18 protein-coding genes are annotated in these 17,665 nt (G+C 53.8%); 11 read left to right on the forward strand and 7 right to left on the reverse strand.

Annotated features, from left to right (window positions below; genetic code table 11):
* Positions 1-47: 47 nt before the first annotated feature.
* The 5 genes from RJP21_RS03145 to RJP21_RS03165 all read right to left on the reverse strand — a co-directional run bounded on the left by RJP21_RS03145 (position 48) and on the right by RJP21_RS03165 (position 4,200).
* Complete coding sequence (locus RJP21_RS03145; protein WP_310858059.1) at positions 48-1,145, reverse strand: DUF1648 domain-containing protein; 1,098 nt, start codon at positions 1,143-1,145, stop codon at positions 48-50.
* The gene (locus RJP21_RS03150; RefSeq protein WP_310858060.1) at positions 1,145-1,543 is read right to left on the reverse strand and encodes a GntR family transcriptional regulator; all 399 of its coding nucleotides are present in this window, start codon (positions 1,541-1,543) and stop codon (positions 1,145-1,147) included. The genes RJP21_RS03145 and RJP21_RS03150 overlap by 1 nt, the downstream gene beginning before the upstream one ends.
* A 304-nt stretch (positions 1,544-1,847) precedes the next feature.
* Positions 1,848-3,053, reverse strand: a complete 1,206-nt coding sequence (locus RJP21_RS03155) for an MFS transporter (RefSeq protein WP_310858061.1) — start codon at positions 3,051-3,053, stop codon at positions 1,848-1,850.
* A 132-nt stretch (positions 3,054-3,185) separates the two neighbouring features.
* The gene (locus RJP21_RS03160) at positions 3,186-3,779 is read right to left on the reverse strand and encodes a TetR/AcrR family transcriptional regulator (RefSeq protein ID WP_310858062.1); all 594 of its coding nucleotides are present in this window, start codon (positions 3,777-3,779) and stop codon (positions 3,186-3,188) included.
* A gap of 274 nt (positions 3,780-4,053) precedes the next feature.
* Complete coding sequence (locus tag RJP21_RS03165; RefSeq protein WP_310858063.1) at positions 4,054-4,200, reverse strand: hypothetical protein; 147 nt, start codon at positions 4,198-4,200, stop codon at positions 4,054-4,056.
* Between the two features lie 247 nt (positions 4,201-4,447).
* On the opposite strand from RJP21_RS03165, the gene RJP21_RS03170 reads away from it, so the two are divergent.
* The 4 genes from RJP21_RS03170 to RJP21_RS03185 all read left to right on the forward strand — a co-directional run bounded on the left by RJP21_RS03170 (position 4,448) and on the right by RJP21_RS03185 (position 7,667).
* Positions 4,448-4,663: a hypothetical protein gene (locus tag RJP21_RS03170; protein ID WP_160038665.1), complete on the forward strand. Its 216-nt coding sequence runs from the start codon at positions 4,448-4,450 to the stop codon at positions 4,661-4,663.
* Positions 4,664-4,775: 112 nt separating this feature from the next.
* Positions 4,776-5,681 (forward strand): helix-turn-helix transcriptional regulator, encoded by a 906-nt coding sequence (locus RJP21_RS03175; RefSeq protein WP_310858064.1) that lies wholly within the window; start codon positions 4,776-4,778, stop codon positions 5,679-5,681.
* Positions 5,681-6,682 (forward strand): cysteine peptidase family C39 domain-containing protein, encoded by a 1,002-nt coding sequence (locus RJP21_RS03180; RefSeq protein ID WP_310858128.1) that lies wholly within the window; start codon positions 5,681-5,683, stop codon positions 6,680-6,682. Before RJP21_RS03175 ends, RJP21_RS03180 begins: the two co-directional genes overlap by 1 nt.
* A 16-nt stretch (positions 6,683-6,698) precedes the next feature.
* Positions 6,699-7,667 carry a hypothetical protein gene (locus tag RJP21_RS03185; RefSeq protein WP_310858065.1) on the forward strand — a complete coding sequence of 323 codons (969 nt, stop codon included), beginning with the start codon at positions 6,699-6,701 and terminating at the stop codon, positions 7,665-7,667.
* A gap of 195 nt (positions 7,668-7,862) precedes the next feature.
* On the opposite strand, the gene acnA is transcribed toward RJP21_RS03185, so the two are convergent.
* Positions 7,863-10,577, reverse strand: a complete 2,715-nt coding sequence (gene acnA / locus RJP21_RS03190) for an aconitate hydratase AcnA (protein ID WP_310858066.1) — start codon at positions 10,575-10,577, stop codon at positions 7,863-7,865.
* Between the two features lie 447 nt (positions 10,578-11,024).
* On the opposite strand from acnA, the gene RJP21_RS03195 reads away from it, so the two are divergent.
* The 6 genes from RJP21_RS03195 (at position 11,025) to RJP21_RS03220 (ending at position 16,229) form a co-directional block, all read left to right on the forward strand.
* The gene (locus tag RJP21_RS03195) at positions 11,025-12,044 is read left to right on the forward strand and encodes an amidase domain-containing protein (RefSeq protein ID WP_310858067.1); all 1,020 of its coding nucleotides are present in this window, start codon (positions 11,025-11,027) and stop codon (positions 12,042-12,044) included.
* Between the two features lie 66 nt (positions 12,045-12,110).
* Complete coding sequence (locus tag RJP21_RS03200; RefSeq protein WP_310858068.1) at positions 12,111-13,205, forward strand: D-alanine--D-alanine ligase; 1,095 nt, start codon at positions 12,111-12,113, stop codon at positions 13,203-13,205.
* Between the two features lie 121 nt (positions 13,206-13,326).
* Positions 13,327-13,647 (forward strand): hypothetical protein, encoded by a 321-nt coding sequence (locus RJP21_RS03205; RefSeq protein WP_160038646.1) that lies wholly within the window; start codon positions 13,327-13,329, stop codon positions 13,645-13,647.
* Between the two features lie 32 nt (positions 13,648-13,679).
* Entirely contained in the window at positions 13,680-14,681 is a 1,002-nt protein-coding gene (gene uvsE, locus RJP21_RS03210; RefSeq protein WP_310858069.1) for a UV DNA damage repair endonuclease UvsE, read from the forward strand.
* 300 nt (positions 14,682-14,981) lie between these two features.
* On the forward strand, positions 14,982-15,851 hold the full coding sequence (locus RJP21_RS03215; protein ID WP_310858070.1) for an inositol monophosphatase family protein: 870 nt from the start codon (positions 14,982-14,984) through the stop codon (positions 15,849-15,851).
* 111 nt (positions 15,852-15,962) lie between these two features.
* Positions 15,963-16,229: a hypothetical protein gene (locus RJP21_RS03220; RefSeq protein WP_310858071.1), complete on the forward strand. Its 267-nt coding sequence runs from the start codon at positions 15,963-15,965 to the stop codon at positions 16,227-16,229.
* Positions 16,230-16,436: 207 nt separating this feature from the next.
* On the opposite strand, the gene RJP21_RS03225 is transcribed toward RJP21_RS03220, so the two are convergent.
* A complete protein-coding gene (locus RJP21_RS03225; RefSeq protein WP_310858072.1) occupies positions 16,437-16,976 on the reverse strand; it encodes an NAD(P)H-dependent oxidoreductase in 540 nt (179 codons plus the stop codon).
* 269 nt (positions 16,977-17,245) lie between these two features.
* On the opposite strand from RJP21_RS03225, the gene RJP21_RS03230 reads away from it, so the two are divergent.
* On the forward strand, positions 17,246-17,608 hold the full coding sequence (locus tag RJP21_RS03230; RefSeq protein WP_310858073.1) for a winged helix-turn-helix transcriptional regulator: 363 nt from the start codon (positions 17,246-17,248) through the stop codon (positions 17,606-17,608).
* Positions 17,609-17,665 lie beyond the last annotated feature (57 nt).

Below are 17,665 nucleotides of genomic sequence, written 5' to 3' on the forward strand. Positions count from 1 at the left end.
ATCTTCGGTGTCCGATGCCGCAAAACAACCATGTAGCGATGGAATGCTTAACCTGCGATAAGGCTGGCAACAAGGATGACGAGCAAGGTCACTGCAAAGACGATCCATGCGACCGGTCTGGCGAAATTGACCGTCCACCCGATGCCCATTCGCTTCTCTACGAATAATGCCGGATCGTCCGGGTTGTAGTAAATGAAGCCCAGCTTCCAGAAACGGTCGTCATTGACGGCGGTATTGCTGGTGCCGCCGGCAAGGCGGCCGATGCGGCGGCCTCCTTGCCCGGTCGTAAACGAAAGAACCAAAGCCGTGATGACGATGATCGATGGCATTAGGAGCGTGATGAGAAAGACCACATCGTTCGGCAGCGAATAACGCATATTTAATTGAATGAACGAAAGCATGAGCACGATGATCATGCCGGAAACCGCACTGAACATCGACCATCTGAGGCGAAAGACGGTATTTCGATGCGCCGACAGCTCGGGATGATCGGGATGAAGCTGCTGTTTGCTTTTCCGGATCATCCGATTGATGAACATGAACAGCGCAATCATGACGAGCTGCATCAGGTTCGGTCCAAGGACCGTCCGCAGCGACTTGCCGACAGAGCGGGTGACTTCACCTTGCCAATTGAACTTCATGGCGATGGAAGACGGGAATTGGTCGTAATAGACGAGCGCAAGGATGGCGCTGACCAGCATGACGGCGATATGCAATGCAAACCAGCGGTTGGAAATCGTGATCTTTTTGCTGCGGAACTTCGTGTCGATCGCTACTTTTCCGCTTGGCCGGCGAACTTCCGGCAAGGAAGCTTTCGCTTTTTTCATTCTTAGGTAAAAAATGAAGCTGATCGCCGCCGAGCAAAGGATAACCACAGTGATATAGACGGTCAAGACGGACGCCTGGCCTTGCTCGCTTGCATGCATCAACGAATACAGGCAAACGAGCAGCAGGAGGGTATACACCGTGCCGCTGATCCAGGCGAATTGCTTTCTCATCCGGCGCAGCGGCGGGCTGTGGTACATCTCTTCGCTGACCGAAACGCCAAAGCTGACGGTTTCCCTGCTAAGAAACGGCATGGCGACCAGCGCAATGGAGATCGGGATAAACAAGGCGACGATCATAATAGCGGGGATCCAGAACATTATGCATTCTCCTTTTTGCCGTGTGAAATATCTTCATAAATGGAATCGACCATTTCAAGCAGCCTTTCCTTATCCATATTGCGGCAAATCGCCTCGGCAATGAGCGGCCGCAGCTGTTCCGCCTGCTTCTCTACAAACTCCGGAGTGACGGGAGGCATACCGTCCGGATTGACGACCACGCCTTTCTGCCGGTGAATCTGGATATAACCCTCCTGCTTCAGCAGCGTGTAAGCTTTGTTGATGGTATGCAAATTAACGCCGATATCGGCCGCGAGGTTGCGGACGGAGGGAAGATCTTCGCCCGGCTGCAGGCTGCCGCTCGCGATGCCTTCGATAATCTGGTTAATCAGCTGCGTATAAATGGGGAAATCCGACTGCATATCCAGGCGGATGATCATACAAAGACCTTCTTTCGGATATGAAATATTGCTTCTGTTATACAACAAATATAACAGATAGAACGAATGCTGTAAATAAACATTTAACTCAAGTACGGAAAAGGAAAAAAAGGGCCGACCGCAAACATGCGGCCGGCCTCATGCCAAAAAGCGCCTGCCCAAAGCAGACGCTTTTTTTCATGTACATATATCAACGTTGTTGTTTACAAACCTCAATAAAAAAGCAACCGCACGCAAAAAATTCACTTGTACGGTTGCTTTTTTTGAGACATCAACAGAGATCTTCTAGATTGCGCCAAACCTCTTATCTCGCTTCCCTTTTCTCCGTAAAAAAGTAGAGCAAGGCCAGCACCGGAAACAGAACGCCAAGCCATATGGCCGCTTCCCATCCGCCTTGCGCGTACGCCCATCCCCCCGCTGCGGAACCGATGGCCCCGCCGGCGAAAAAGATCGCCAAGAACAAGCCGTTCAGCCGGCTGCGAAGCTCTGCGCCCAGAGCGAAAATGGAGCGCTGCCCGAGCACCAGATTGGCGGACACCGCCATGTCCAGCACAATGGCGGCCACGACCAGGGTGATGATCGAAAGCAGGGAACCGCCATGGATCAGAAGGGGCAGGAGCATGGAAATGACCGCGAGCCCAAGGGCGATCCCCGTACCGGGACGGATCCATCCTTTATCGGCAAGGCGGCCGGCAACCGGCGCCGCCGCTGCTCCGGATACCCCTACCAAGGCGAACAGGGCGACCCCTGTCTGGGAAAAATGAAATGCCGGGCTGACCAGCAGCATAGGAACCGTCGTCCAAAACAGGCTGAAGGAAGCAAACAGGAACGCATGATAAAGAGCTCTGCGCCGCAAAATCGGCGTCGTCTTCAGCAGCTTCAGCATCGACGACAGGATGGCCGGGTAGCTGATGGATGTCTGCGGACGTCTTGCCGGAAGCGCCTTGGCCAGAACCAGCGCAAGCACCAGAATCAGAACGGCGGACAAAATAAAGATGGCGTGCCATCCCAGGAAGTCTTCCACCAAGCTTGCAGCCGGACGGGCGAGCATGATGCCGAGGAGCAGGCCGCTCATGACATTCCCCACGTTGCGCCCCCGCGTTTCCTCAGGAGACAGATGAGCTGCATACGGAACCAAAATCTGGGCAGCAACGGATCCAACACCGATAAAGAGCGATGCCGCAAGAAACAAGGCTGCGCTTCGGACTTCGGCAGCGACGACGAGAACGATCACGTTAAGGAGCAGCAGCGTGACCACCAGCCTGCGGTTTTCGAGCAAATCCCCCAAAGGAACGATCAATAACAGGCCGATTCCGTAACCGATTTGGGTTAAGGTGACGATCAATCCCGCCGCTCCGGAGGATAGTCCCAGGGTTGAGCTGATCGATCCTACGAGAGGCTGGGCATAATACAGGTTGGCAGCGATGATGCCGCAAGCGACGGCGAGGATCAGGTTGATCCAGGACGAAACGGCAGCGGCGTGAGGCTTTCCTTTTGCGATGGTATTCATAACATTTCTCCTTTGTTTATAAGGCATCCTTTATCGGAACGATCATTCCAGTATGAAGACAGTCCGCCTAATTTTTTACACAAAAATAGTTTTTTTAGTAAATCTTTTTTCGGAACAATCGTTCCAGTATGGTTAAAAAAAATACAGCATGCCTAGCACCATTCCCATCATTTCCCGCGCCTTGGCGCTGTCCTGCTGAATTTTCGCCATCACGTTAACGCTGTGGTTGAGATTGAGCAGCATGAACGATAAGAGACGAATGTCTTTGTCGGGAGAAATTTCTCCGGTCTCCTGTCCTCTCTTTAATTTTTCGTAAAACAGCTGTTCCAGTTCCTCAAAGCTCTTCTTGACCATGTTCTGCAGCGGTTCGTCCATGGCGTCGATACTCAGGGCTGCGTTCGTAATCAGGCACCCGTTGGGAAGGACTTCGTCCTGCGCGGCAAAAGCATTTGTGATATGAATCTCGAAATACTGCCGGATGCCCTCAATGGCGGTAGGAGCGGCGATTAACAGATCCCGCTTTCTTTGCGACATCTTTTTGTAGTGCTGGATCGCCTCGTAGTACAGGGACTGCTTATCCTGGAACGTTTCGTACAAACTGGAACGGCTAAGACCCATCGCTTCCAGCAAATCCGGTATGCTCGTCGCCTCGTAACCTTTCTCCCAGAACACCATCATAGCTTTGCGGAGCACTTGATCCCGGTCAAATTCTTTGGTGCGGCCCATCGGCGCCACCTCCTTTGAGCACAAGTATATACGAACTGGAACGAGTAGTCCAGTATTTTTTGTTCCATGCTTGCGTGGGCACCACGCGAAACCTCATGGGCCTGTTTGATGAAGCGAGGCATGCAGAGTCTGAGGCGTTTGGGCAGATCGAAATCATTATGCATGAGGAGATCGGCGTACGGAAAAGACAAAAAAGCCGACCGCAAACATGCGGCCGGCTTCATGCCAAAAAGCGCCTGCCCTAAAGCAGTCGCTTTTGTCTGAGCAGCGTATATCAACGTTGTTGTTTTTGGTTCATTTTCTTTTTGAGCAGTTCTTTAAAGGTCGCGTTTTGCTCCAGGGAATCTTCCTTTTTCTTCGGCGCAACGACCTGAGGTCTCGGATATGAAGGGTGAAAGGGCATCATCCGCGGGACGTTCATCCTGATCTCTCCTTCCGAAGGTTTGCCGGCCTTGAATTTGTCGGGCAGCGGGGCAAACCGGAAGCGCCGTGGGTTCGGCGCAGTTTCTTACCATCTGTTACCCGTTTCGCGCGGTTTATAAACATCATATTTTGAAAATTTAAATTTTGCAAAAATTCAAGGCGGAAATTGATACGACATTTTATGTCGCACCATGTCTTCTATAATGGTCCTGTAACTTGGAAAAATGAAATGAGGTTGAATGTCTATGGCAAAAACGAAACGAGGTCGCGCATTATGGAGTTTGCCGTCCAGGGGGCGGGGAACATGCCCTGTTTGCCGCAGCACGCGGATCAAGCTCCTGTATACGCGCACGGCTACGGACGGCACGGCTCTAAAGGTGTGCAAAAAATGCTTTAAAGCCGAGCAGGAACGAGTCGACGCTGCCAGTAGAAAGCCGGAATCCGCAATTCGGAAGGAGTAAATCGGGCGTTTTGCGGCCGGGAAAAATTTGAAAAACTGCTTGTATCGGAAAGCCCGCAAATGCTTCAATAAAATGGCAGGGCATCACTTCTTGTTGCGAGGGGAAGCGAGATATGAGCAATATGCACAGGATTCACTGGTTTGACCAGCGGATTAGGGGAGGGCATTATCCGAGCAGCAAAGATCTTGCCCTTCAATTCGAAATTTCCAGAAGGCAGGCGCAGCGGGATATCGAATACCTTGCGGTTTCCTTGCGGGCTCCGCTTCTTTACATAGCCAAATACCGCGGCTACTGCTACGAGGACAGAACCTATGTGCTGCCGCATTTGTACATGACGGAAGAAGAGAAGTCGGTGCTGAAGTTTTTGGCCCGGAAATACGGGGAGTACAGCAGCGATTCACCGTCCGGCGTGCGGCGGGTCGCGCATTTGCTGGGTAGGTTCGCGGGTGAAGAGGGAGGGGAGGATTCCCGCCGCCTCCCTTTTTTCGAAGCCGATCCCCGGCTTATTCAGATCAGTCAGCAACTTTCGTTTGCGATTTCGCACCGAAGGGTCGTGCATCTCCATTACCGGCACGAAAACGGGCAGACCCGGGAAAACGTATGCCCTGTGCGGCTGCTTTCCCAATACAACGCCGATTATGTCGCCGCTTATGGGGAGCATGGGGGCGGGAGGACGCTTTACCGGCTGGACCGCATCGAAAACTTGCATATAACAGGACGTATTTTCGAACAAGACGATGGGGAAGAGGTTCCGCTCACAAAAGCCGGGCCTCCCGGGATCAAACCTTTTACGGCCAGGCTTAAACTGAATTCGGAGCTCCAAGGGGATACGTGGCATGGTTATAAAGCCCGATCGACGGGAGATGGTCTTTACGACATCGAGTTTTATGATGCGGATGCATTTTTGCAGCAGCTTGTGCTCGGATCATGGCAGAGGCTGGAATCCCCCAAATGGCTGAAAACAAAGCTGCAGAACCGATGCGAACAAATATTAACATGCTTGTATGGGGAGGAATGATGCCAGTGTCCGAAGTGATTCTCGAACTCGAAATGAAAAGGGAATCGAAGTCTTTTACAGATAGCCTGTATGCGATCCTTACGGGAGCAGGATTGTTTTCCGGGCCGAAATACATGCTATCAGCGCTGAGCGGCATGGCTTCCATTTTTTCTGTACACGAGAGGCTGCTGCCGTTTTGCGTTAGTGCGTACGGGGAGTGGGGGACGGTACATAAACGCGCTGCCGATAATCTGGGCATTTTTACGGTGACGGATGCAGGCAGGACGCGGCATCCCACCTTCAAGTCGTATCAGCAGGATGCCGTTGAGTGGATCAAAGCAAGCCTCGACCGCGGACTCGCAGCCGTGTATTGGCTGCCTGAGTTTGGCGTTATCCATGGATATGACGATGCCGACCGGATTTTTTATGTACAGGATGGATTCTCTTCGGAAAGCCGAATTGTCTTATACGATAACTTTGGCATCAACTCCACTCCTTTTTGGTATGCTCAAATTTTTGGCGGGAAAGTGGATATTCCGGTAAAGGATATGACCCTCGAAGCGCTCCGCATGGCATTGGACGATTGGGAAACCCCCTATTCCGTTCCGCCTGACCGCAAAATCGCATCCGGCAGGATGGCGTATTCATATTATATCTCTGCGCTCGAGCGAGGAGATTTTGATGCGCGCGGAGCCGTTTATATTTTGGATTCTTTCCGGGTTTCACGAAATGAAATCATGCTCTTTTTGCAAGACACAGCGATTTTATTCCCAGGTTTAAATGAGGCGGTAAAGTGTTATGAGCAGCTAGTATGCAACTTCGGAGCGCCTGATCGGTGGGTTGATGCCGAAAGCAGGGGACGCGCATTGAGTTCCCACGTTGTTCCGGCTCTGGTCGATATATTGAAAGAGGCTGAGCGGCTGGAAGAGCATGCAATGAGGATTTTCAAAAAAATATCCGGACAATATCCCGATTTGAACCGGTCCACGGTTCCGCGCTGGGGACTGCATTCCGCAAGATAAAAGGAGGGGGAAAGGGATGGGGAAAAAGATTCTGAAGAATTTGGGTATGACCATAGAGTCCCGATCCTATGTCGATGCCATGCATGCGGTGCTAACCCATGCCGGTTGGACGACGTATTCCAAGGCTGTGCTGTCCGGAGTGACCGTCACAGGTTTCCGGTTTGCGGTCCATCGGCGTTTAACCGCCGAATCGCCGACGGCTTACAATTGGATGGCGGAAAACTTTCTTGCCGCGGATTTTGTGGGGGTCACGGCTTCGTCATCGGCCGGATTTTCTTTTCATCCGACGTTTCCGCTCTACAGGGATGCAGCGATTGGGCAAATCAAGGCTTCGCTGGATCGGGGAGTTGGAGCCGTGTTTTGGAAAGATGGCTTTGCCATTGCGGCAGGGTATGATGACGAGGATGGGATCCTGTATTATGACGACGGCGGAGGACTTGGGCTGCAGCGGCTGCCATACGATGAATTCGGACAAAACGAGTCCCCATATTGGTATTATCAGGTCTTCGAAGGAACGGTGGAGCTCGATCCGCTCGAAATATATAAAGAATCTTTGATGCAGGCCGCCTACAAATGGGAAACACCTGACCGGGTACTGCCGGAAGCCGATTATGCCTGCGGATTTGCCGCTTATGATGCAATTAAGCAAGCTTTATCCGATGGGGCATACGATCCCGTGCAGGCTGCCGGCGTTTTCGAAAGTTACGCGGCTGCCAAACGAGACGTCAGTGAATATATGGAAATGCTGAGCCGCCTGTGGCCACAGCTTGAACCGGCGGCTGATGGGTATCGGAGTGTGGCGGACGCCTTTCAGAAGGTGATGGGAGCCATGGACGGTGATCACAACAAAATGAAGCGCAAAGAGCAAAGCCTTGTTCTTCTATTTGATGAAGCGCAGCAGGCGGAGCACGGGGCGATCGGTCAGATCAAAACATTTATGCAAGAGCGGATCCGAAACCGATTTGATCATATCGGGTTGCGTTAGTCTGCGTATGCACGCTGGTAATGCGGTACGGCATTGTAAATGTTATAAGCTGGCGATGAATGAAAAAATACAGCAAAAAAGGCGTTCCCAAAGCCATTTTGACCATGGCTTAAGGAACGCCTTTTTACATTTGGGATATTGCAAAATTCGCTTGAAGTCGCGATTTGAATTTTGCAATATCCTCCAATAAAACGATTATTGGTTTGCGATCATTTGGCGAAGCACCGTTTGCAGGATGCCGCCATTGTGGTAGTAATCCACGTCCACCATGCTGTCCAGACGTGCCGTAACCGGGAATTCGAAGGTCGTGCCGTCCTCGCGCGTCGCTTTCACGGTCAGCGACTGGCCAGGCTGCACGTCGTTGCTCAGACCCACGATGTCGAATGTTTCCCTGCCTGTCAGGCCGAGGCTCTTCCAGCCGGCTCCTTCTTGGAACTGCAGCGGAAGCACGCCCATGCCGACAAGGTTGCTGCGGTGAATCCGTTCGAAGCTTTCGGCGATGACGGCTTTGACGCCAAGCAGGAACGTACCTTTAGCCGCCCAGTCGCGGGAGCTTCCCGTCCCGTATTCCTTGCCAGCGATGACGACCAGGTTGCGGTCTTCGCTTTGATACTTCATGGAAGCATCGTAAATGGACATCACTTCATCCGTCGGCAGGTAAGTCGTGACGCCGCCTTCGGTTCCAGGCGCAACCTGGTTGCGGATCCGGATGTTGGCGAACGTGCCGCGCATCATGACTTCATGGTTACCGCGGCGGGAGCCGTAGGAGTTGAAGTTTTTGCGTTCGACGCCGTGTTCTTTCAAGTACAGGCCTGCTGGGCTGGTCGGCGAGATGTTGCCGGCAGGGGAGATGTGGTCGGTCGTGACGGAATCTCCAAGCAGCGCCAGTACGTTTGCCGCGTTGATGTCTTTAATGTCATCCAGCTCCGTTCCCAGGTTCTTGAAGAACGGCGGGTTTTGGATGTAAGTGGATTTTTCGTCCCACTCGTACAGTTCGCCTTCCGGAACCGGAATCGCGTTCCAGCGTTCGTTGGCGGTAAAGACGTTCGCGTATTTTTTGCGGAACATTTCCGCGTTCATGGATTGGTTCATCGCTTCCTTGATTTCCGCGGAAGTCGGCCAAATATCTTTCAGATATACAGGCTCACCCTGTTGGTCGTGGCCGATCGGGTCGTTTTGCAGGTCGATGTTGACCGTTCCGGCCAGCGCGTATGCCACCACGAGCGGAGGCGAAGCCAGGTAGTTGGCTTTGACCTGCGCATGGACGCGGCCTTCGAAGTTCCGGTTGCCGGACAATACGGCGGCAACGGTCATGTCGTTGTCGGCAATCGCTTGGCTGACTTCATCCGGAAGCGGACCGGAGTTGCCGATACATGTCGCGCAGCCGTAACCTGCAACGTAGAAGCCGAGCGCTTCCAGGGACTCAAGCAGGCCTGCTTTTTCCAGGTATTCGGTAACGACCAGCGAGCCCGGCGTCAAGCTGCTTTTCACGTAGCCCGGTTTTTTCAGGCCGCGTTCAACCGCTTTTTTCGCCAAGATGCCCGCGCCCAGCATAACGCTTGGGTTGGATGTGTTGGTACAGCTTGTGATCGCGGCGATCACGACGGCGCCGGTTCCCATTTGGCTGGTGGTGCCGTCCGCATGCTTCACGGTCACTTTTTCTTCGATTTTGGCATCGCTGAGGCCGTATCCGCCTTTTTCGATCGGCGTGCGCACGATGTCGTTAAAGGCTTTTTTCATGTTCGTCAGCTCGATGCGGTCCTGCGGACGTTTAGGACCGGCAAGGCTCGGTACGACGGAAGCCAGGTCGAGTTCGATGATGTCCGTGAACTCAGGGTCTTCCGTGTCGGCCGTACGGAACATGTTTTGTGCTTTATAGTAGGCTTCGACCAGTTCGACTTGTTCATCGGAGCGGCCGGTGTTGCGCAGGTAGGACAGCGTTTCGCTGTCAACCGGGAAGAAGCCGATGGTTGCGCCGTATTCCGGTGCCATATTGGCTACGGTCGCGCGGTCCGCCAGGCTGATGTTGGCAAGCCCGGGGCCGAAGAATTCGACGAATTTGCCGACAACGCCTTTTTTGCGCAGCATTTCGGTTACCGTCAGGGCCAGGTCGGTCGCGGTTGCGCCTTCCGTGAGGCTGCCCGTCAGCTTGAAGCCGATGACGTCCGGAGTGACGAAATAAAGCGGCTGCCCGAGCATGCCGGCTTCAGCCTCGATGCCGCCGACGCCCCAGCCTACGACGCCAAGACCGTTGATCATCGTCGTATGGGAGTCCGTTCCGACGAGGGAGTCAGGGTATACGACGGTTTCGCCGTCAATCGTTTTGGTGGCCGCTACCGATGCAAGGTATTCCAGGTTGACCTGGTGAACGATACCCGTAGCCGGAGGAACCGCGCGGAAGTTGTTGAACGCCGTTTGCGCCCAGCGCAGGAAGCGGTAGCGCTCTTCGTTGCGCTCGAATTCGACTTCCATGTTGTAGTTCAGCGCCTGGGGTGTGCCGAAGGCATCAACCATAACGGAGTGGTCGATAACGAGGTCGACCGGTACGAGCGGGTTGATCTTCTTCGGATCTCCGCCCGCTTTTTTCACCGTGTCGCGCATCGCGGCAAGGTCGACGACAACCGGCACGCCGGTGAAGTCTTGGAGCACGATCCGGGCAGGGATAAACGGAATCTCTTTGTTGCGGCCGACGCCTTCGCTCCATTTGGCCAGCTGGTTGATATGCTCCTCGGTAATCGCGCGGCCGTCAAACTGGCGGACAGCGGCTTCCAGAAGCACTCTGATCGAGAACGGGAGCTTCGAAATGTTGCCGAGTCCCTGTTCTTCAAGCGCCTGCAGGCTGTAATAGCGGTATGTTTTGCCGCCGACTTCCAGGCTGCGGGCAGTGGAGAATTGATCCTTTGCTGTCATACATGTACCTCCTTGAGAATGTGCTTTTGTGAACATTTTCGGTGGGATGCGGTAAGCGATAAGGCCATCACTTTGCCGTTCCTGTTTCACTAGATGAAACATAATTTCAAAATAGTGAGGTTTGTTTTTAGTATACCGTTTACAAGCCGGTGAGTAAAGAACTTTTTGCGTCTATTTATATGAAACGAAAAGATGGATCCAAGGCGGGGGAACTAACGCCCAAAGGGCCGACGATCCTTGTTCCGCCAATGAATTAGGCTCGCCAAACCCGCTGCCTATCATTCTTTCCCCATACCGCTCCGGTCAACCGTGAACGAACTGAAGCTCATAGCGGCTCGTTCAGGTTCATATACGTTATATAAGAGGCCGTTGCATCGCTTGTTCATGGTTCGCCCGTCTCGGGCTGAAACGGCTGCAAGTAACGGAAACGAGAGGGGAATCAAGCAAATGGAGAAGGAATGGAAGCAGACACTTTACACCTATGTGAATCAATATAACCAGCTGCAGATCGATTACAGATCGCAGCATACGCAGCAGGTGGTGGCCGATCCGGCCTACCTGATGGCCAGAGCGGAGCGCTCCGCCCGGCTTTCCGAGTGGTACGCGGAGCGTGGAGCCCGGCCCCTTCGCAGCGAAACGAGGGCCAAGCTGCTGCGGACGATCCAGGATTCGCCGGATGAGGCGGTTATCGACGTGCTGCTGCACGTGCAGCTTTTTTACGAAAAAGGCGGCGTGACCCATGCCGAAGAAATCATTCAGCGGGAGCGCCTGACGCTTATTCGCGACGGGGACGAGTGGGTCATCGTGTCCGTGGAGCATCTGACGCCCGAAAAACATCCCCCCGCATCGGGCCTGGACGTTTATGCCGGGCCGCAGCAGATCGGCTACCAGCAATCATACGACGGCAGCCCGCAGCCTTACCTGAACCCGTATATTCTTGGCGGCGGCATCGGGCGCAAATCCGTCCGGTACCGGCGGGAGGAAGCGGCCGCGTATGCCGACAGATGGTGGAATTCCAATAACCCCGAATTCGCCGTATTCGACGTCGATTGCACCAATTACATTTCCCAATGTCTCTTTGCAGGCGGCGCGCCAATCAACTATACTGGAAGAAGGGAAACGGGCTGGTGGTACAAGGGATACGTCGGCGGCAAAGAATGGTGGAGCTACAGCTGGGCCGTTTCCAACGCGATGGCCGCTTTTTTGGCGGGAAGCGCGTGGGGAACCCGCGGGGAAATCGTGGAGCGCCCGGAGCAGCTTATGCTCGGCGACGTCATTTTTTATGACTGGGACGGGGACGGCTCCTTCCAGCATTCGACCATTGTGACCGCTTTTGATGCCGGCGGGCAGCCGCTGGTCAACGCGCACACGGTCAGCAGCAGGCAGCGCTACTGGGATTACAAGGATTCCTATGCGTGGACCGAAAACACCGCATACCGCTTTTTGCATATCCCGGACTACTTCTAGAACGTTATCATGTAAGTACGACAGCAGGAGCAGCCTGCAATACAGCGAAAAAGAGAGAGGTTAGGCATGGGGAACAACAAAACAACCGTAGGGCTGGTTTACGGCGGCAAATCAGGCGAGCACGAGGTGTCGCTGCAGACGGCTTTTGCGGTCATGAACGCCTTTGATTACGATAAATACGAGCTGATCCCGTTTTACATCACGAAGCAGGGGGAATGGAGAAAAGGCTCCGCGCTATCCGCGCCTTTAGACAAGGTGGAGAAGCTGAAGCTCGAGCACGGCAGCGAAGGCACGGAAGCGGCGCTTGGGGCGATTTTCAGCCGGATGTACGGCGGGGAAGCGGCCGTTGATCTGATGTTTCCGCTTCTTCACGGAACGTACGGCGAGGACGGCACCATCCAGGGTCTGTTCGAAATGGCCAACATTCCGTATGTCGGAGCGGGCGTGCTGGCGTCGGCGGCCGGAATGGATAAGGTCGTGATGAAAAAGCTGTTCGCCCAAGCCGGCCTTCCGCAGTGCAAATTTTGCCATTTCACCAAACATCAATGGGAACAAGGCAGCTTCCATCTAATCATGGGCGTAGAAGACGAACTTGGCTACCCGTGCTTCGTCAAGCCTGCCAATCTCGGATCAAGCGTCGGGATTTCCAAGGCGAGAAACCGTGAAGAGCTGGAGCGCGCGGTTGAGCTGGCGTTCCGGTACGACCTGAAGGTCATCGTCGAAGAATTCGTCGACGCCCGCGAGGTGGAGGTGGCCGTTCTCGGCAACCAGGAGCCGATGGCTTCGGTTCCGGGCGAAATCGTCTCCTCGGCGGATTATTACGATTACGCGGCCAAATATACCGACGGGCAATCGGAAATGATCATTCCGGCTCCGGTGGACCCCGACGTGGCGGACCGTCTCCGCGAGGCGGCTTTGGTCGCGTTCCAAGCGATCGAAGGCAGCGGCATTACCCGCGCGGACTTTTTCCTCCGCAAGTCGGACGGCGCGATTCTGATCAACGAGGTCAACACGATGCCGGGCTTTACCCCGTACAGCATGTATCCGCTGCTGTGGAGGGAAACGGGCCTCAGCTATCAGGCGCTGCTCGACCGGATGATCGGGCTGGCATTCGAGCGTTACGAAAGCAAACAGGCGCTGAGCTACACGAACGAAGCGTAAGCGGCGGCGCCCGTTGGGGATGAACAAACGTTTCATAAGGTGTCCGGCCGGCGCAGTTGAAGGCCCGGGCACCTTTTAAGCATTGGAAGGCCGATTTTATGCCGAAAGGGAGGGTGCATGGATGGGATTTCAAACGGAATTCAACTCCGTATGCAAGTTCAAGAGCGAGCAGGAGCTGTACGAGCTGATGGAATACGGGCGCGGCAAAATGGTGAAGCAGGGCTTCCGCGTTTTTCCGACGGGCCAGAAGGTGATTGCGTATACGCCGGAAAACGTCGCCGTGGCCATCGTCAAAATCGTGGGCTGCATCGCGGAAATCAACTTCCAGGGCCAAGAGGTGACCGAGGTCGAAATGGAGCTGATCCGCAAGCTGAACGACGAGGAATCGCGAATTCAGACCGCCTTGGCTTACGAAATGTTTTTTGGGGAACATAATCCTTAAGGTGTTCATTACAGACCATAAGGAGCGGAAATATGATCGTAAGGTTCGGCTATGTGGCCATGTCGATGTCGGTTCAGGACGCTTCCCCGTCCAAAACGATGACGCTGACGAGTTTTCGCAAGCTGAGTGACCGGGAGGCGGCCATTCGGAAGCTGGAGCGGATTGCGGAAGGGAATTTGCACAATACGCTAAGGCTGCTGAAGCACAATTACGCCCATGACATCCGGGTTTACCGTTTTTCTTCCAAGCTGATCCCGCTTGCGACCCATGAGGATTTGCAGGATTGGGACCCGTTTGCAGCTCTTGGAGACGCTTTTGGGGAAGTGGGTCGATACGTTCGCGAACACGGCATGAGGGTGTCTTTCCATCCGGATCATTTTACGGTGCTCAGCACGCCAAGACAGGAAGTTTTGCGGAACTCTATCCGGGACCTTAGGCACCATGTCGCGATGCTGAAGGCGATGGGGCTGAACGCTACCGCGAAAAACAATATCCATATCGGAGGAGCCTACAAAGACAAGCCGTCTGCGGCCGAACGCTTCAAAGAGCACTTCCGCGTGCTGGAACGGGAGATCCAGGAGCGCCTGACGCTCGAAAACGACGACAAGACGTTCACGGCGGCCGAAACGTTGGAGGTTTGCCGGGCAACCGGCCTGCCGATGGTGCTGGACCTGCACCACCAATGGGTGAACAATGACGGCGAGCAGCCATGGGAGCTTTGGCCCGGCATTCTGAGGACGTGGTCCGGGCCTCTTGCGCAGCAAGATGCGGATCGGGACCGTCCGCTGCCGCCGAAAATCCATGTTTCCAGCCCGAAAAGCGAAAGCGATCCGCGCAGCCATGCCGACCTGGTCGATCCGGAGCCGTTGCTTGCTTTTTTGCGCCGCATTGCCGATAACACTCCCGCGGTCGACGTGATGATCGAAGCCAAACATAAAGACGCGGCCCTTTTTGACCTGATGAAACATTTGGCCGGTTATTCATCCGAAGGAGTCCGGATTCTGGACGGAGCGAGCATTGAAATCCGGGGTTGATTCAAAGGAACGACGGGACGGGCGAAAACGGCTCTGCGCAAAGCTTTCCGGGCTCGCGCGGGTTTTGCCTTCCCCTGCGAAAACAGGCGAAACTTTAAATCTTTCACTACGTATATTTTAAAGATGATAGCTGCAAGAATCGGGCCTTCCGAGGTGCCGAGGATAAGCAGGGAAATGCAGGCATCGGGATGAAGGACACGAGTTTTATCTCATGGGAAACCTTCCGCTATACGCGGTCTCTTCATTGAACAGACATCGGTCGATGTTTTTTACGATAACACAGAAAGTAGAGTGAGCGCTTTGAACCAAAAGGAAAAAACTCCTTATGTCGTGACAAGCAAAAGCTATACCGCTGTGGCGATCAATGCCGCTTCCAAAGCGGGAGAATGGATTAAAAGCAGATTGGGCACCGTAAAACAATTAAATACCAAATCCGCGGTCAGCGATCTGGTGACGGAAGTGGATAAAGGAGCGGAATCGATGATCCGCAAACTGATATTCACCCATTTCCCGGATCATGCCATTCTCGGGGAGGAAGGCGTCGCCCCCGGTCCGGAGGCTTCGGCCCAAGCGCTCGAGAAATATGCGGAAGAAGAATACTTATGGATCGTCGATCCTGTGGACGGCACGACCAATTTCGTGCACGGTTTTCCGTTTTTCTCCGTATCGATTGCGCTGGCGCATAAAGGCGAGATTATCGTCGGCGTCATCTACGATCCGTCGCGCGACGAAATGTTCGTCGCCGAAAAAGGCAAAGGCGCCTATGTTCACGGCAAGCGCATGCAGGTGTCGGACGAGGCCAAGCTTGAGGAAAGCTTGCTGGCTACCGGGTTCCCGGTAGACTTGGCCGGCACGCTGCCGGTAAATATGGCGGGCTTGGCTTATTTGGCGCCGAAGGTCCGCAACATCCGTTCCGGCGGATCGGCTGCGCTGCATTTGGCCTATGTTGCCGCAGGCCGGCTGACGGGATTCTGGGAAATCGGCCTGAACGCCTGGGATACCGCAGCGGGAGCGCTGATGGTGATGGAGTCGGGCGGACAGATTACCGATACGGCAGGGAATCCTTATTCCCTCCGCACGCGCCATATTGCGGCGACGAACGGGGCCGTACATTCGGAGCTTGTGCAGGCTTTGAAGGAAGCCGCGGCTACCGGGCTTGAAAACGTCTAAATGTCTTGAAGCCTTTTAAAGATCGTTTCATTCCCCGGTTTTAGGGATAACAAATATCGTGCGGCACCGATGTTCGGGTGCTGAATCTATCGCAAAAAGGAGTGTCCTGCTATGAGCGAAAAACACGAACTGGAGCGTCAGCTTAGTGAGATGCTAACCGAAGGCGAAATGGAGGATCAGCATCACCGCAAGGAGCAGGAGCGGGAGCTCATCTCGCCCCGGTATGAAATCCGGATTCAGACCAAAATGGATCCGATCGTGGAAGAGACGCTGAAATACCGCAGCATCGCGCGCGAGCTGGACGACCGGTACGACCGTTATTTGGAACGGACGAAACAAAGGGAAACCAAGCCCGAATCCGGGCTGGATAAGGAATAAAGGAGAAGCGGACGGAGTGGATATTTCACTTGCGTCCGCTTTTTTTTTTAGATAATAGGAGAAAGGATATGCCTCACGTTCGGCTAAGCAGCGCAAAAAAAATCGGCGCAATGCAGTTCTCCCTCCAAATGAATATACCTCGATAGACATCGTTTTATAGGCTGGATTTTTTATGCGGCCCATTTTTTAACGGCTTAATAATCGCTTTTAATGAACCAAGACACGATAAGGTTTACGTATATGCTCTGCAAACCGCCGCCCCTCTTGCCGCAAACGGGAGCCGTCCGCCCGATTGGCATCGTAAACGACGAATGGGGGGAGAAACAGGCCGCTGCATTTGTTGATCGTCCCCTGAATCGGTTTCAAATATTCGCTGATCGTATACCAGTTGTCTCCGCCAGCTTGAAAAGATTTCTCCGTTCCTCCCGCCGTGGTGGCCACCATGAATTCCTTCCCCTTCAAATGCTCCCCGCCGGGGCCGTAAGCCCAACCGGATATGATCACGTCGTCGAACCACTTTTTGAGGAGGGGCGGCGTGCTGTACCAATAAAAAGGAAACTGCAGCACAATTCGGTCATGTTCGGTCAACAGCCGCTGTTCGCGAGCGATGTCGACGTTCCAGTCGGGATATTCGGCGTAAAGGTCGTGGACAAAAATGTCTTGTTCTTCATTCACCGCGTCAATGAGCGCTCGATTGGCTTTGGAAGCGGCGAGATCGGGGTGCGCCGCAAGGATCATCGTTTTCATATTGAATCATCCTTTCGTTGATTAACATGGTTTAAAATGCTGCATTCGTTTGATTCATCTTCAGTATGGTTCCGATTCCGTTTTCTGAAAAGTACGCTTTTTTTTCATACCAGGTCTCTCAAAACGTACCATCGGTTCAGACGCGGGTTGCAGGATAGTACCGAAAAACGTACTATGTCCGAGAAATAAGAGTACTGTAAGATCACGGCGCGTTTTGATAAGATGGAAAAAACCGAAACCGATCGGAAAGGGAAAGGGGACGAAAGAACATGAGCACGGTTGATCGCCGCCCCGGGGGCACGGAAGGAATCATGGCGACGCTGCATGCGATCGGAGGCAAATGGAAGCCGCTGATTTTGTTCATATTGCTCCATGAGGGCACCAAACGGTTCGGGGAATTGCGGAGGCAGCTCCCCAACATAACGCAGGGCATGCTCACCAACCAGCTTCGCGAGCTGGAGCGCGACAAGCTGATCACCCGGAAGATTTATCAGGAAATTCCGCCCAAGGTCGAATATTCGCTGACCGAGCACGGAAAGTCGTTAAGCTCTGTGCTTAAAGATATGTGCGGATGGGGGTACAATCATCGGGAGTTCATGAGCGGTTTCGAGGAGGAGCGGATGAGCAGGTGACTTGTCTCTTTCGTTTGCCGGGCCGGCCGTTTTCGAATCGAAAAAAATAATGAAGTG

The organism is Paenibacillus sp. VCA1 (genome assembly GCF_031583795.1).
Lineage (GTDB): Bacteria > Bacillota > Bacilli > Paenibacillales > Paenibacillaceae > Paenibacillus_AQ > Paenibacillus_AQ albilobatus.

Bases quoted from the DNA above. Each gene is read 5' to 3' on its own strand.
- RJP21_RS03145 (WP_310858059.1), bottom strand. From the start codon at position 1,145: ATGTTCTGGATCCCCGCTATTATGATCGTCGCCTTGTTTATCCCGATC.
- RJP21_RS03150 (WP_310858060.1), bottom strand. From the start codon at position 1,543: ATGATCATCCGCCTGGATATGCAGTCGGATTTCCCCATTTATACGCAG.
- RJP21_RS03155 (WP_310858061.1), bottom strand. From the start codon at position 3,053: ATGAATACCATCGCAAAAGGAAAGCCTCACGCCGCTGCCGTTTCGTCC.
- RJP21_RS03160 (WP_310858062.1), bottom strand. From the start codon at position 3,779: ATGGGCCGCACCAAAGAATTTGACCGGGATCAAGTGCTCCGCAAAGCT.
- RJP21_RS03165 (WP_310858063.1), bottom strand. From the start codon at position 4,200: ATGAACGTCCCGCGGATGATGCCCTTTCACCCTTCATATCCGAGACCT.
- RJP21_RS03170 (WP_160038665.1), top strand. From the start codon at position 4,448: ATGGCAAAAACGAAACGAGGTCGCGCATTATGGAGTTTGCCGTCCAGG.
- RJP21_RS03175 (WP_310858064.1), top strand. From the start codon at position 4,776: ATGAGCAATATGCACAGGATTCACTGGTTTGACCAGCGGATTAGGGGA.
- RJP21_RS03180 (WP_310858128.1), top strand. From the start codon at position 5,681: ATGCCAGTGTCCGAAGTGATTCTCGAACTCGAAATGAAAAGGGAATCG.
- RJP21_RS03185 (WP_310858065.1), top strand. From the start codon at position 6,699: ATGGGGAAAAAGATTCTGAAGAATTTGGGTATGACCATAGAGTCCCGA.
- acnA (WP_310858066.1), bottom strand. From the start codon at position 10,577: ATGACAGCAAAGGATCAATTCTCCACTGCCCGCAGCCTGGAAGTCGGC.
- RJP21_RS03195 (WP_310858067.1), top strand. From the start codon at position 11,025: ATGGAGAAGGAATGGAAGCAGACACTTTACACCTATGTGAATCAATAT.
- RJP21_RS03200 (WP_310858068.1), top strand. From the start codon at position 12,111: ATGGGGAACAACAAAACAACCGTAGGGCTGGTTTACGGCGGCAAATCA.
- RJP21_RS03205 (WP_160038646.1), top strand. From the start codon at position 13,327: ATGGGATTTCAAACGGAATTCAACTCCGTATGCAAGTTCAAGAGCGAG.
- uvsE (WP_310858069.1), top strand. From the start codon at position 13,680: ATGATCGTAAGGTTCGGCTATGTGGCCATGTCGATGTCGGTTCAGGAC.
- RJP21_RS03220 (WP_310858071.1), top strand. From the start codon at position 15,963: ATGAGCGAAAAACACGAACTGGAGCGTCAGCTTAGTGAGATGCTAACC.
- RJP21_RS03225 (WP_310858072.1), bottom strand. From the start codon at position 16,976: ATGAAAACGATGATCCTTGCGGCGCACCCCGATCTCGCCGCTTCCAAA.
- RJP21_RS03230 (WP_310858073.1), top strand. From the start codon at position 17,246: ATGAGCACGGTTGATCGCCGCCCCGGGGGCACGGAAGGAATCATGGCG.